Annotated in this window: 13 protein-coding genes and 1 pseudogene; 4 read left to right on the top strand and 10 right to left on the bottom strand. The window is 45.8% G+C overall.

The window, feature by feature from the left end:
- Window positions 1–254: 254 nt before the first annotated feature.
- Window positions 255–1,433 (top strand): Fe-Mn family superoxide dismutase, encoded by a 1,179-nt coding sequence (locus MHB56_RS17495; protein WP_076138416.1) that lies wholly within the window; start codon window positions 255–257, stop codon window positions 1,431–1,433.
- Window positions 1,434–1,551: 118 nt separating this feature from the next.
- On the opposite strand, the gene folE is transcribed toward MHB56_RS17495, so the two are convergent.
- The 5 genes and pseudogenes from folE to MHB56_RS17470 form a co-directional block, all read right to left on the bottom strand.
- A complete protein-coding gene (gene folE / locus MHB56_RS17490) occupies window positions 1,552–2,145 on the bottom strand; it encodes a GTP cyclohydrolase I FolE (protein ID WP_036676830.1) in 594 nt (197 codons plus the stop codon).
- Window positions 2,146–2,190: 45 nt separating this feature from the next.
- Window positions 2,191–2,442 carry a YneF family protein gene (locus MHB56_RS17485; RefSeq protein ID WP_036676828.1) on the bottom strand — a complete coding sequence of 84 codons (252 nt, stop codon included), beginning with the start codon at window positions 2,440–2,442 and terminating at the stop codon, window positions 2,191–2,193.
- Window positions 2,443–2,571: 129 nt separating this feature from the next.
- Window positions 2,572–3,768 (bottom strand): annotated as a pseudogene (gene queG, locus MHB56_RS17480) (tRNA epoxyqueuosine(34) reductase QueG); the annotation flags it as partial.
- Between the two features lie 35 nt (window positions 3,769–3,803).
- Window positions 3,804–4,412, bottom strand: a complete 609-nt coding sequence (gene lepB, locus MHB56_RS17475; RefSeq protein WP_076101394.1) for a signal peptidase I — start codon at window positions 4,410–4,412, stop codon at window positions 3,804–3,806.
- A 190-nt stretch (window positions 4,413–4,602) separates the two neighbouring features.
- On the bottom strand, window positions 4,603–5,022 hold the full coding sequence (locus tag MHB56_RS17470; protein ID WP_036676822.1) for a GNAT family N-acetyltransferase: 420 nt from the start codon (window positions 5,020–5,022) through the stop codon (window positions 4,603–4,605).
- 482 nt (window positions 5,023–5,504) lie between these two features.
- Between MHB56_RS17470 and MHB56_RS17465 the strand changes: the two genes are divergently transcribed.
- On the top strand, window positions 5,505–6,113 hold the full coding sequence (locus MHB56_RS17465; protein ID WP_036676820.1) for a superoxide dismutase: 609 nt from the start codon (window positions 5,505–5,507) through the stop codon (window positions 6,111–6,113).
- 831 nt (window positions 6,114–6,944) lie between these two features.
- Here MHB56_RS17465 and mutY read toward each other — a convergent pair.
- Both mutY and acpS read right to left on the bottom strand, forming a co-directional pair.
- Complete coding sequence (gene mutY / locus MHB56_RS17460; protein ID WP_341143799.1) at window positions 6,945–8,228, bottom strand: A/G-specific adenine glycosylase; 1,284 nt, start codon at window positions 8,226–8,228, stop codon at window positions 6,945–6,947.
- A gap of 37 nt (window positions 8,229–8,265) precedes the next feature.
- Entirely contained in the window at window positions 8,266–8,664 is a 399-nt protein-coding gene (gene acpS / locus MHB56_RS17455) for a holo-ACP synthase (RefSeq protein ID WP_076186292.1), read from the bottom strand.
- Between the two features lie 209 nt (window positions 8,665–8,873).
- On the opposite strand from acpS, the gene MHB56_RS17450 reads away from it, so the two are divergent.
- The gene (locus MHB56_RS17450) at window positions 8,874–9,701 is read left to right on the top strand and encodes an alpha/beta hydrolase (protein WP_036676817.1); all 828 of its coding nucleotides are present in this window, start codon (window positions 8,874–8,876) and stop codon (window positions 9,699–9,701) included.
- 95 nt (window positions 9,702–9,796) lie between these two features.
- Here the strand turns inward: MHB56_RS17450 and nadE are convergent, their stop codons facing one another.
- The 3 genes from nadE to MHB56_RS17435 all read right to left on the bottom strand — a co-directional run bounded on the left by nadE (window position 9,797) and on the right by MHB56_RS17435 (window position 12,832).
- A complete protein-coding gene (gene nadE, locus MHB56_RS17445; RefSeq protein WP_076124401.1) occupies window positions 9,797–10,606 on the bottom strand; it encodes an ammonia-dependent NAD(+) synthetase in 810 nt (269 codons plus the stop codon).
- Between the two features lie 168 nt (window positions 10,607–10,774).
- Window positions 10,775–11,209 carry a BrxA/BrxB family bacilliredoxin gene (locus MHB56_RS17440; protein WP_036676813.1) on the bottom strand — a complete coding sequence of 145 codons (435 nt, stop codon included), beginning with the start codon at window positions 11,207–11,209 and terminating at the stop codon, window positions 10,775–10,777.
- A gap of 120 nt (window positions 11,210–11,329) precedes the next feature.
- Window positions 11,330–12,832, bottom strand: coding sequence for an ATP-binding protein (locus MHB56_RS17435; RefSeq protein WP_081393520.1), 1,503 nt, complete (start codon window positions 12,830–12,832; stop codon window positions 11,330–11,332).
- A 394-nt stretch (window positions 12,833–13,226) separates the two neighbouring features.
- On the opposite strand from MHB56_RS17435, the gene MHB56_RS17430 reads away from it, so the two are divergent.
- Window positions 13,227–14,495, top strand: a complete 1,269-nt coding sequence (locus MHB56_RS17430; protein WP_340393286.1) for a BaiN/RdsA family NAD(P)/FAD-dependent oxidoreductase — start codon at window positions 13,227–13,229, stop codon at window positions 14,493–14,495.
- Window positions 14,496–14,843: the final 348 nt, after the last annotated feature.

The raw sequence follows: 14,843 nt of genomic DNA, 5'->3' as shown, positions 1-14,843 counted from the left end.
CCTCATCTCATTTCTCAAAGTTTTTCTACTACCCCATAGGATTTCATTAATCGGTCCACACGACAAAAAAAAGGTACACCCTCCTTTTCGCGAGGTTGTACCTTTCGGTATCATTGCCTTTATTTTCCTGTATTATTTCACCATGTCAAACGGTTGTCAACGATATTATTATCGCGTTCTTATGCTCTTCATAAGCTATCATGAGCACACATATAATGGACTGATGAAGACATATCACGGGAGGTTTTCTTGGAATGTTATATGTATACGGGCCGATGCTGCCAGTACGTATTTTAGAAGAAATCGTATTCTGGAAAACACAAGAGAAAGAGCATACCGAGGTTATCAAAGCAATCGTACCTAACCTGGAGGAACCCTATGTTAAACTGCTGGATGAATGGGCAGTGGTCTTCGGTGCCACAGAGATGGCCGCTCAGCAGTTATTGAATTCTGCCCTCTCTGCTTCTCCACCAAGTCAGGCTGAACTCACTGCGGAAACAGAAAAGCTGCTGCATATCTCCTGTACCCAATCCCAAGAATTTGTTCGACAGCTTTTTGCCATTATGGAAAGTAGCGCAGCCGTCAAAGCCGTCCCCCTTGCAACCACTGTGATCCTGCATATTATTCGCGAATCAGAGTATTTCCTTGCCGTACTGCACACTCTGAGCTCGCCCGGACAGCTCACGCAAATTATGAGAGATTATACAGCAGCCGACTATGTCGTAAGAACAGAAGAGGACAATGTCACGCGGAATGAGGGACTTATTCCTTCTACAGATACTATCCTTGATATTCGTGAAATGAGTGCTGTGCCAATTGGCGGACATACGCTGCCTCCATTGCCTTATGCTTATAATGCGCTGGAACCATACATCGATGAGAAAACCATGCGGATTCATCACGATAAACACCATCAAAGTTATGTAGATGGACTAAATAAAGCGGAGAACAAGCTAGCTGAGGCTCGCAAGAAAGGAGATTTCGATCTCGTTAAGCATTGGGAGCGGGAGCTAGCCTTTAATGGGGCAGGCCACTATCTCCATACAATCTTCTGGAACGTAATGTCTCCACAAGGTGGCGGGCGTCCAACTGGAGCCTTACTGGAAGCCATTGAACAAAGCTTCGGCAGCTATGACAGCTTCAAGAAACAGTTCACAGAAGCTGCGAATAAGGTTGAAGGTGGCGGCTGGGCTATTCTCGTCTGGAGTCCACGCAGTCATAGACTGGAGATTTTGACTGCGGAGAAACATCAGAACCTGTCACAATGGGACGTGGTTCCGTTACTGGCTCTGGATGTATGGGAGCATGCCTATTACCTTAAACATCAGAATAATCGGGCCGATTATATTGAGGATTGGTGGAAGGTCGTTAACTGGCCTTACGTCTCAGAACGTTATGCTGCTGCCAGTAAACTGGCCTGGAAGCCTTTTTGATATTATTTCAATTCACAGTGAACATCACTCTTATTCCCACACCCTGACCAAAAAGGACCCATCATTCACATTACGTGAACGATGGGTCCTTCCAATTTCGAGGTATGCACCCCGATATTTATTCCTTAATCAAGCTTAGAAACTCCGCACGAGCGGCGGCATCCTCACGGAAGACCCCTCTAGTAGCCATAGTTACCGTTTTGCTGCCTGGCTTCTTCACTCCGCGTGCACACATACACAGATGCTCTCCCTCCACAACAACCATAACACCGTGGGGGCCTAGCACCTCCGTCATAATATCAGCAATTTGCGCCGTAATGCGTTCTTGAACCTGTAGACGCCGGCTTACTGCTTCAACAAGCCGAGCTAATTTGCTGAGTCCAGCAATACGTCCGCTCGGAATGTATCCTATATGCACTTTACCAAAGAAAGGAGCCATGTGGTGTTCACATTGGCTGTAATAGACGATATCCTTAACGATCACTAGCTCTTCATGAGACTCATCAAAAGTAACGCCGAGCGCCTCGCGGGGATCTATCGAATAACCGCCGAATATCTCCTCGTACATCCGCGTAACACGTGCCGGTGTTTCCAGCAGTCCCTCGCGGCCGGTATCTTCACCGATTAATTCTAATATTTTCTCAACGTGATACTCGATTTGCTCACGGTTCTCTGCAACTTTACCGTTCACATATTCCTTGATGTTCCCCATGATGTCTCCCCCTTCCGCACCCGTATACATGTTATCCGGACCCGGTTACTTACTTCTACGTTTATTCCCTTTAGCTGCTCCTGGGCGCGCACCTGGCTGTCCCTGAGTCTTCATCATTTGCTGGGCACGCTGCATTTGCTTCCCGTTCAGGTTATAACCCATTTGCTTTGCAACCTTTTGCAGCATTTCAGGATCATTCTGCATGTTTGTCATTTGTTTGCGCAGATAATATACACCGATGAAAAAACCACCGATGAGACCTACGACCAATGTAATAATAGGTAATGCGATACTCATCTAAAGCCCACCTCTACACTCTATTGTCTGCATCGCCATATGGCACGCGAATCTATCATAGCATTTCAGGAACTGGACAGCAATTGGCAATATGCAACCTGTCTATGAACTTTTTCCTCCATTAATATCGCTGTCCTCTCGTGCCTTCTTCCCAGTAAGGAGCACATCCTGCGCCCGGCTTAGCATTTCCCTCACCGTGCTATCCTCCTCGCGCTCTAAACCCGCTTCTACAGCCGCTAGAGCCTCATCACCGCCAATACGTCCAAGCGCCCAAGCAGCAGTGCCCCGCATCTCTGGCCGCGGCTCTTTCAGAACAATCTCTGATAGCTTTGGCACAGCCCCGGCTTCCTTAAAATTGCCTAGGGCAATGATCGCATTTCGCTGCATCGGCTTTTTGCCTCTCCAGGCTGCTGAGCTATTGCCGAATTTCTCTTTGAACTCACGATTGCTAAGATCAAGGATCGGCAGCAGCAGCGGCTTCACGATTTCAGGATCAGGTTGCATCTGAGGGCGATGATTCCAGTTCTTACCTCTATTCTTGGGACATACAATCTGGCAAGTATCACAGCCGTATAGACGATTGCCGATCTTGGTCATATACTCCTCGCTGAGGAACCCTTTAGTCTGCGTCAAAAAAGAAATACACGCCTGTGCGTTAAGCTGACCCGGACCCACAAGCGCTCCGGTCGGACAAGCATCAATGCACTTAGTACACTCCCCGCAGCCTTCTTCAACAGGTTCATCCGGAGCAAAAGGAATGTTCGTAACCATTTCCCCAAGATAAATCCATGATCCCCATTTGGGTGAGATGATAGAACAGTTTTTGCCGCTGAAGCCTATTCCCGCTCTTTCCGCTACCGCTCTATCTACTAGAACACCGGTGTCCACCATACTTTCCAGCACAGCCTCCGGTACACGCTCGTGAATAAATTCCTCTAGCTTACTTAAGGCTTCCCTCAGCACATGGTGATAGTCCCTGCCCCAAGATGCCCGGGCGAGGATGCCTCTACGTGCACCCGGCTCAGATTTAGGAGGGTTCTCCATTTTAGAAGGGTAAGCCACTGCAATCGAAATAATAGATAACGGCTTGTCTCCAGAAGACAATGCTGGAACTGTCCTTTTATCCAGATCGGGTTCCTCGAAGCCAGATTCATATCCTTTGTCCCGGTGGTCTTGCAGTATATTTTTTAAATATAAAAAAGGTTCTGCTGTTGTAAACCCGATATCATCAATACCGAGTGATGTCGCAGCCTCCTGAATCTCTGCTTTAAGCTGTGCCCACTTGGAAGGCGGGGGAGCATACGATGACTGAAATGTATTGGTCATTTCCGCCTTCTCCTTTCATATCTTCGCTGACTTTCTTATAATCTATTCAGTTTTGACAGAGGCCACCATATATAATCAGCCCTGCCGACAATCATATCCTGTGAAATAGAGCCGAAGTAACGGCTGTCCTTGCTGGCTGAAGCATGACGGTTATCGCCCATTACAAAATAATTGCCACTTTCCACGGTTAACGCTGCAAAATCCGGATCTTCAATCTCAGTATCGATATAGGGCTCATTCACTATTTTTCCATTCACGTATAACTGATGATTCCGTACCTCTATGATATCTCCAGGTATGCCAATCACTCGCTTCACTAAATACTCCTTATGACTAGGTCCAGTACTTGGATCATGAAGAATGACAACATCACCATGTTTTGGATTTACGAAGAGCAATGAAATTTTATTAATGAAGAGCCTCTCACCCTCCCAGAGCGTTGGCTGCATAGACTGACCTTTAACCGTTGATATATTGAACACAAAAACATTAAGAACAGACATCACAGCAAAAACAATCACAGCTGTAAGCAGCCAATCCTTCATTTCCGAGACCAAACGACCGCCCAGGGTAGTCTTGGATCTGGAGGATCTATGTCTTTGTTTCCTATTTCTCGTGTAATCTACTTGGGGCTCCTGATTCAATATGTCACCTCTGTTCTCAATAATTGAAGTCTATACTTGCAGATATTATAACAATAAAAAAGCATATCTCCCAGCCATTAGCAATGGACTTCTGGAAAATACGCTCGAGTATGAATGAAACAGACTATATCGTCAGCTATAGTTCTTTTTTCTAGAAAATGTTTCCGCTTTCGCAGCTGAGTGATCAAAATTACCCAACAATGCTCAGCTTCCGGACAGATTTGAAGATTTGATTCTCGCTATATCCCATAGCTTCATACAATGGCAAAGCAAAAGAATTATGCTCATCGACGGCTACATAGATACCACTGACTTTACGAGCTTGAAACCTGGATTCCATAGCTGATACCAGACTTCTACCGACTCCTCTGCGGCGATAATCAGGATGTACAGCAATCCGGAAATAACAACCGTGGTTTTTCTCAATTGTACCAATCAGTGCTCCAACAATTTCTTCTTCATCTTCCGCAACTACAATGAGATCTGAATCCCAAGAAAGCTGCCTGGAGAAAGGCTCGATAGTGTTCTCGAAACACTCTTCCGATAATGCGGTTTGCAGCAAATCAGTCACAGGGCTAACGTCGCTTAATTGAAAGGAACGAACGTGCATTCTTTAAAATCTCCCTTGTCTATGGCTTATGAATTTAACAAAAAGAAGGGGTTCCCTTAACATAGAGAAAATAAAAAAAAGCATCAAATATCGAGGAATACCTGCTTTTAAATCTATTAAAGCACACTTTTCTCGTGATATCATCATTTTTCTTTTGAAAGCGCTTAATATCAAGCGTTTACATTTCGGATGGGGTTCATTTCTTCATTAAAAGGGTATTAATAAGGATATATGTCTATAGGTTAGGGACTATTTATTTTAACATTCTAAATACAATTGTAAAACCCTTTCCCTCTCCAATTATACTTTATAAACATTTATGTTTGTTTAGTGTTGCATTATTGGTCTAGATACGGTTTAATTAAAGTATCCTATTGGGCGAAACCCTATAGTACATATTTACAATAAAGGATTTTGACGTTAGTTCGCCAGAATTCTTTATCTATAACAAAATTCTAATATAACTCAGGAGGGATTTTTCCATGGCATTTCAATTACCGGCACTTCCTTATCCGAACAACGCACTCGAACCACACATCGACGCATTGACGATGGAAATTCACCATGACAGACACCATAACACATATGTAACTAATCTGAATGCAGCTTTGGAAAAAGCACCTGAATTGCAAAGCAAAAGCATTGAAGAGCTTCTTACAGATCTGAACGCTGTACCTGAAGCTATCCGTACTGCTGTTCGCAACAATGGTGGCGGACACGCTAACCACACTTTGTTCTGGGAAGTTATCGGACCAAACGGCGGCGGCGCACCAACTGGCGCATTGGCTGAAGCTATCGATAAAGAACTGGGCGGATTCGAAAAATTCAAAGAAGATTTCGCAGCAGCAGCAACTACTCGTTTCGGCAGCGGCTGGGCTTGGCTAGTTGTTAAAGATGGCAAACTGGCAGTAACAAGCACACCTAACCAAGACAACCCAATCAGCGAAGGCGCTACTCCAATCCTCGGACTGGATGTATGGGAGCACGCTTACTACCTGAACTACCAAAACAAACGCCCTGATTACATCAAAGCGTTCTGGAACGTAGTAAACTGGGAAGAAGTTGGCAAACGTTACGAAAGCGCAAAATAAGAAATTCCATTTGGCTTATGCCATTTAACTAAAAAAGAAGGTATCTCAGAGCCGAATAGGCTAAGGGATACCTTCTTTGTTTAGGTTGGAGATAAAGAGAGATAAAGATAAAGATAAAGATAAAGATAAAGATAAAGATAAAGATTGACTGATTGATTGGTTGAGATCCTCCCAGACACCGCATTTCACGCCGCTTGCGTCGCTTAAATGGATGCGCTGGATCGGTATAGATCAGAATAGATCGGTATAGATGAGAATAAATCGGAAGAGATCGCAATAAATCGCAATAAATCTATACTCGGCTTACGAGAATCTGCGTTTGGAGTCGCTGAGCAATAGATTAGGGAATAACTCCCTAAAATTCTGCGATATACTCCATAAACACGAGTAATTAGGGAAATACTCCCTAAAAATCATCCTTTTTGGGCATAAAACTGATATTTCCCCAATTATTAGGGAGGTTCTCCCTAAAATGATCAATTACAAGCCAATTCGACCTATTTTCAGGGAAGAATTCCCTAATTAAATTTCATTCACTCTCGTAGCCATAGAACACCAGAAGAATTTAGTTGGAACAAGACTGAACTAATCTGAACCAAATAAACAAATATTTGCTACGAAGAGACTGAAGCATACGACCATGCTTGGGTGCATACGACCCTACTTAGGTGCATACGACCCTACTTAGGTGCATACGACCCTACCTAGGTGCATACGACCCTACTTAGGCGCATACGACCATACCTAGGTGCATACGACCCTACTTAGGTGCATACATCAAACTCAGGTTTTGTACATTTAGTACTTTAGCAACACAACACGGCGAATCTTCTACTTCTCTAGCTTCGCCCGCCCTTCCTGCTCATCAAAATAAAGGTTCAGTAGCTTCAGAAAAACGTTAGGGAACGCATAGTTAGCCATGTCTTCGCGGCTGATCCAGCGCACAGCTCCGCCGTCCTCTGGACTAGCGGTCCCGTCCTCAAACCTCTCGATAGGCATGCTGCTGTCGATTCCTGAGAACAAGTCCACTTCCGCGTTGTACACTGCCCGTCCTTCTGCCGCTATCGGCAGCGGAAGGGCGTCCTCTTCGCTGCAGCGGTACACCTGCAGCGTCCACACGATATGGCTGAAGATATGCTCAGCAGCCATCCAGTGCTTCTCAGGCCGGGCAGAGATCCCGGCCTCCCGCAGTGACCGGCGTAGCCGGTCCAGCGCCGCCGCTTCCGGCAGCCGCGCGCCTTTGGCGCCGCCTTCCACAGGCGGCGCCGGCCAGTGCGGCAGCTCCCACATGCGGGCTAACAGCCCGCTTTGTGGCCGCTGCCGGATGAGCACTTGGCCCGCGTTGGCACCGCGGCCCTCAATCAAAGCCGCCAGCCGCTCCTCAGGGCGCGGCGGCTTGGCCTTGGTCTTGACGGGCAGCGAGGTCTCGCAGCCCGCCAGGCGCGCGGCGCAATGCTCCATCACCGGGCAGGTTAAACAGCGCGGTGATTTAGGAGTGCATACGAGCGCCCCAAGCTCCATCAGCGCCTGATTAAAAGATGCCGCTTCCCCCTCCGGGATCAGTTCAGCTGCCAGGCGCTCCATTTTTACGCGGGTGGGTCCCTTGGCGATATCATCCTCTATCAGGAAGTATCGGGACAACACCCGCATCACATTGCCGTCGACCGCTGGCTCCGGCCGATTGAACGCAATGCTAAGGATAGCCCCTGCCGTATAAGGTCCCACTCCCTTTAAACTGAACACAGCCTCACGATCATTCGGCACCTGCCCGCCATACAGCTCTTTGACCTGTTTGGCCGCATGCTGTATATTGCGAGCACGAGAATAATAACCTAAGCCTTCCCAGCACTTAAGAACGTCCTCTTCTGGTGCATCGGCGAGCGACTCCACGGTAGGAAACCTTTCGATAAACCGATTGAAATACGGGATTACCGTATCCACCCTTGTCTGCTGCAGCATTATTTCAGAAATCCAAATATAATAAGGATTGCGGTGCCGACGCCAAGGCAAATCCCGTTTCTGCCCTTGATACCACTCCAGCAAATGATAGCTGAAATATTGCTTAGCCTCCCGCAGCTCCTGTTCGTCTTGAACTTGTAGATCTTGTTGTGTCATTATAACGCTCCTTGCCCTTCTATAATCAGGGTTCAATTTATGAACCTGGCCCTTCCACGACGGCAAAAGCCGAAGCCAAATCACGGCCATGTGTTATCGTAAGATGAATGGTGTACCTCTGTCCATTTGGCAGATCTAGTCTGCTCCAAGCCTCACACGATAAAGTTACCTCTGGTTTTCCTTTAACATCAGGCAATATCTCAATATCGTGAAACCCAACTACATTGCCGATGCCACAGCCTAAAGCCTTCACAACTGCTTCCTTGGCAGCAAAACGTCCGGCTACGAACTCAGCCAACCTCCCGCTTCGCTCTTCAGCAAGTTGATATTCTTGCTCTGTTAAGACCCGCTGGTTAAATTTCTTACCCAGTCCTCTATTTATTACCTCTGAGATTCGTTCAATTTCTAACACATCATGTCCGATTCCGTAAATCAACACTTCACGCTCCTTATGGACGTGTATCCCATTTTGCTTCAATAATGGTATGATCAATCATATGAAGTATTATTAAAAGTAATAGTCCTGCAAGATTCTTTCTGCTATCTTAAAAGAAAATGCGCTCTAAGTCTAATAAGACTATCCAGCGACTTCACGATAGACTAGCTGATTTACTTCATTTTTATATATGGAGAGGGGATTACCCTATGAATCATCGTAATTTTGAAATACCTGCCGGAGACGGAGCTGTTCTCCGCTGCTCACACTTCCCAGCCCAAGGCAAAGCCAAAAGCGTTATAGTTATAGCCCATGGCTACAAAGGTTTTAAAGATTGGGGAATGTTTCCTTACATAGCCACAACTCTCAGCCAAGAGCATGAAGTAATTACTTTTAACTTCTCTCATGCTGGCATCGGGGAAGATCTGCTGCATTTCACTGAACTTGAGAAGTTCGCCCGCAACACCTATCGCCGCAGCTTGAAGGACATGGAAATCCTGTTGTCCTATCTTAGTCAACACCCGAAATTCGGCAGCCTGCCGTTATTCCTTCTCGGCCACAGTCTCGGAGGGGGAATTTGTTTGGTCTACACGCTTGATCATCCCAATGAGATCAGCGGAGTAATCTCCTGGAACGGGGTTACGAAACTCGATTTGCTGACGGAAGAACAAAAGCAGCAGATGAAGGAAACAGGAAGAACCTATGTCCTTAATGGACGTACTGGCCAACAAATGCCGCTGGATGCTGTAATTTTAGAAGACATGGAGAACAACAAAGAACGCTATAACATCCTTGAACGCATACAGAAAGCGTCCTTCCCAGTTGTCCTTATTCAAGGCAGTCAAGATGGAGTACATCTCCGCCAAGGATCTGAGCATCTCATCAAACTTCGGCCAGATATTAGCTGGGTGCAGGTTCCTGAGGGTAATCATACGTTCAACACTGTGCATCCTTTTGCTGGCACGACTCCGCAATTAGAGCTCGCGATTGCTGCGACAACTAATTTTATCGATCAGACACTTACGCTTACAGAATAATTATTCTTCTTAGTCTATCCAGCTATCCAACTCACAAAAACCGCCACGAGCGCTGCTGCTACGCAGACCCGTGGCGATTTCTAGTTCAACCTATTCTAAATCCCCGGAATAACATTACGCTTATGTGCCGTTCTCCGGTAATAATTCTCAAGCTTCTCAGCTACTTCAGGGTTAACCTGTTTACCTTCAAGATAGTCGCTGTTATCGTCATAAGTAATGCCCAGCTCGGTTTCATCCGTCTGACCCGGCCATAAGCCCGCCGTAGGTGCTTTTGTGACAATATCCGCAGGCACACCGATATGTGCAGCCAATTGACGTACCTGACGTTTATTAAGTGTGGATAGTGGTGTAATATCTACAGCGCCATCGCCCCACTTCGTGTAGAAGCCGGTAATCGCTTCAGAAGCATGATCCGTTCCTACTACAATCAGATTGTTCTCAAAAGCGAGTGCATATTGCATAACCATACGTGTTCTGGCTTTAACATTTCCTTTGCCTTGATGCGTCATATGGCGGTGTTGGCCTATTGATTTCAGACCATGCTCAACTTCAAGGGCAATTTCATTTACCGCTTCCTCAATGTTGGTCTCCACAGTATGAGTCAGATTAAAAGCTTTGGCAACATCATAGCTATGCTGAATATCTTCCTGAACCCCATAAGGCTGGAATACTCCAAGCGTCATATACTCTGTGCCTTTTTCTGCCGACAGCTCGTCCGTAGCCTGTTTACAAAGACCCGCGGCTACCGCACTGTCCACTCCACCACTAATGGCGATCAATAATCCTTTAGCCCCTGCGTTCAGCACGTACGACTTTAAGAAATCAACCCGTTTTCGTGCCTCAACCTCTACATCAATCGTTGGCTTCACGCCAAGATCCGCAATAATTTCTTTCTGTAAACTCACCAAACACACCTCGTTCCATCAGAAATGGTTCCATATCCATCAAAATATCCACCCAAACGAAGCTCATGCTTCTAAGCATATTCTATCCCATTATTGCTCTTATATTTTGAAAAATCCCGCATGCAGCCGATTTACCGGCTGATGCGAGATTATATGGAATAACTGTTTTTACTGGCACAAACGATTGAAGACTTCTTTCAATTCAGCAGCAATTTCAGCAGCCGAACGATCTTCTACACCATGACGTTCAATAAAGTGAACGAGTTCTCCATCCTTCATCAGTGCGATGGAAGGTGAGGATGGCGGATAAGGAGCAAAATATTCACGTGCTTTAGCAGTAGCTTCTTTCTCTTGACCTGCAAACACTGTGAACAAGTGATCCGGAGTGATTTCATTTTGCAAAGCCTGAGCTACACCTGGACGACATTGTCCAGCAGCACAACCACAGACCGAATTTACGACTACAAGCGATGTTCCTTTTGCGGTTGGAAGAGTTGCTTCCACCTCTTCTGGAGTCATAAGCTCCTGAAACCCGATACTTGTCAGGTCATCACGCATAGGCTGAATTGAATCTCTCATATATTGATTAAAAGACATGGACATTTCTCTGCACTCTCCTTCACATTTCAACTGTTTGTCAGATAATATTACAGCAGTACTTACTAACTTTATTATACATTCATACTCTGTGAAAGCAAGAGATGCTGTAGAGGGTGATTCAATCTACGAGCGAACCCCGCTGGGTTCCTCCTTATCCAATGGGAAGGAGATCGTAAAAACCGTGCCCTCTCCTTCTACAGACTCTACATTTATTTTACCGTTATGCCGCTCCACAATACTAAGACACAAGGATAAGCCTAGACCTGTTCCCTGAATTTTCGTCGTAAAAAAGGGTAAAAACAGCTTCTCGCGTTGACTTTCTGACATACCAACACCGCTATCGGTGACAATCAACTCCACTTTATCATGAGTACTGCGTGTCTCCAGCGTCAGCACCCCCTTGGGTCCCATAGCCTCCATACCATTACGTCCTAAATTGAGAATAAGCTGCTTGATTTCCCGGACATTTAGCTCCAGTTCATGCAGTGATGGGCTCAGCTTCAGTTCCACACTTTGACCGCGAAGATTAGCATCAGCCCACAGCAATGGACTAACTTCTTCTATAATATGGTGCAGCAGCACCTTCTCTTTATCAGAAACCCGGCTCTGTGCCAAGGATAAAAAATCATTAATAATACTATTAGCGCGGTCCAGCTCTTCCATCACAATCTGATAATAAGAATCCAATTCTTGAGCACTCTTTTCTCTCATCAGCTGCAAAAAACCCCGAACTACCGCCATAGGATTACGAATCTCATGGGTAATTCCAGCAGCCATCTGCCCGACCAAGCTCAAACGTTCCACATGATCCAGCTCTACACGTAGTTTTTCCTCATTGGTCATATCCTGCACAATAATTACAGCACCACTTGTTACCCCTGAGCTCTTATGCATTAACGGCGCTGAATAAATCTGATAGATGCGCGACTCATGAATCATTTTTTCACTGGAACGCCGTTTAGAGCGGATATTATCACTTACCCGCATATAGGCCTGTGTATCCACTGAGCTGTGAAAAAACTTTTTTACCGGTTCGTCAATAATATCCTCTTTTCGCAAATTGGGATAATGAGTCCTCATCATTCCTAACATACAATCATTAAGATCAGTTACAACTCCGTGTTCATCCAGAGACATAATACTCAGAGGGACTACATTGGTAATCTGCTGCAGCTTCTCGGACTCCCACTGGAAACTTTCACTGATACTCTCCATTTGTACTTTATCCCGCAATCTACTTCTAACCATCTCAACAAAATATACAAAAACACCACCTAGCGCGATGGTAAAAAACAGATACACCGTAATCAGAAATGCTTGCACGGAATTTGATTCATATATATTTTCCCCGCCTATAATCGGGACTAACGCAATAAATAGCATGCTTGGACAAAGAATCATCCATAACATACCGATCTTCTCAACTACTGTACCTTTCTTAAAAGGTTTGGCCAGTCCAAACAGCAGCGGATATAATAAAACCCCTGAATTCAATATCACATTACTGATTCCTGTAGGCTCCGCAATGATTACATTGCAGATAAGCAAGAAAATGGACAGCAAAATGCCCGAACGGGTAGTTCCATATAAAATACCAATATACGCAGGGATTAATCCTAAATTCAAATAGGCTACACCAAACAGAGTTGTCGAAAGAAGAGAGCACAGGATAAGACTAAACGTACACGCCAAAATTAAAAAGGTCTGATCATTTGGGAGCTTCCCCTTTTTCCGAGTCACAAATCTACGGTCCACCCACCATTGAAAAAGAAAAAGAAAGGAGCATGCTGCCGATATTTGCAATAAGATATCCTTAACCGCACCAATAATTACAATCACACCCCAAAATGGACAAATTACCCTACATGCTTAGATTAAAGCACAGGATTACTCTCCTGACAACGATAATCACCTAATGATTGGACAAGACTGGTTACATGTGAATCAGAATGGTATGATTCCGTTAGGAATACCCGCGGAAATCGCTTCCGTGTCTTAACATGTAAAGGAGTAAAATTTCATGAGCAATTACGATGTGATCGTCATTGGGGGCGGCCCTTCGGGTCTAATGGCAAGCGTGGCCGCTGCAGAACACGGGGCATCCGTTCTGCTAATCGACAAGGGAGCAAAACTAGGCCGAAAGCTCGGAATATCCGGTGGCGGACGCTGCAATGTTACCAACGTCAAGGAAAGAGACGAGCTAATCGCCCATATTCCAGGAAACGGGCGTTTTTTGTATAGTGCCTTCGACCATTTTAATAACCAGGATATCATCGCCTTTTTTGAAGGTTTAGGCATTGCATTAAAAGAAGAAGATAACGGGCGGATGTTTCCCGTTTCCGATAAGGCCTCTAGTGTCGTATCTGCCTTAATTAGCAAAGTACGAAGTCTAGGCGTGCAGATTATGACCGACAGTCCCGTCTCAAGAATAATCTATAACGAAGGGGCTGTTAAGGGAGTCCAGCTGAGCTCGGGCAAGACGATCGCCTGCACAGCTGTTATCATCGCCACCGGAGGCAAGTCTGTACCACAGACCGGCTCCACTGGAGATGGCTACCCTTGGGCAGAAGCCGCAGGGCACACGATCACCGAGCTGTTTCCGACAGAGGTGCCGATTCTTTCACGGGAAGAATGGATTAAGTCAGGCGAGCTGCAAGGCCTGTCGCTACGTGATGTAGCCCTCACTGTGTGGAATCCTAAAGGAAAGAAGGTCATCTCTCATCGAGGAGATATGATATTCACCCATTTTGGATTATCAGGGCCCATTGCACTGCGGTGCAGCCAATTTCTGAGACAAGTCCAACGTAAATCCGGCACAGATACGGTGGAGATGTCCATTGATCTCTTCCCTGATCTGAACACACAGGAAGTAGAATCAATGTTGCAGGATAAGCTGGATCAGGAACCTAAGAAAGCGATCCGCAATTCGCTGAAAGGACTGTTGCCAGAACGTCTCATCCCCCTCTTGCTGACTAAAGCTGACTTAGATGGGGATACAACTGGCTATCATGTCTCCAAGAATGGGTTGCTTCTATTGGCTGGGATTTTAAAACGCATGCCGGTTTATGTGCATGGCACCCGTTCCCTATCCGAGGCCTTTGTTACCGGCGGCGGGGTAAACCTGAAGGAGATCGATCCCAAAAGAATGGAATCGAAGCTTATGCCGGGGTTATTCTTCTGCGGCGAGGTACTCGATATCCATGGCTATACAGGAGGCTACAATATAACAGCGGCCTTCTCAACAGGATATACAGCAGGCAAGCACGCTGCTGACATTCGACTGGGATAATCTCTAATGCAACGTGAATATCCTCCAAGCAGCTTACTACTTTGAAAATGGCGGTCTGCGCGATTCTCTCATTAATTGGAGAATCGCTCCTCTGTTTTGGGTTCCTCAGCTGCTATGTGGAGCGTCTGTCCTAATCAGCTACTGCGGCTTCGGACCCAGATGACGTTATTTGCGAATTTATCACCTTATGGGCAGTGTTTCGGACTCCAACGACGCTATTCATTATAACGAGACTCATATATGGTGTTTTTCATGGCAATAGCAACTATGGAGTCCGTTAGCATCCCAAAAGTGGAAAAATAGTATGTTTAGGGGCAGCTGTGTCCGATAGGCTAGCTAGGTACCTCA

Source organism: Paenibacillus sp. FSL H8-0315 (assembly GCF_038005365.1).
Lineage (GTDB): Bacteria > Bacillota > Bacilli > Paenibacillales > Paenibacillaceae > Paenibacillus_AQ > Paenibacillus_AQ odorifer.
Note: the sequence above shows the minus strand (reverse complement) of the source record. Positions and strands in the feature narration are given on the sequence as shown.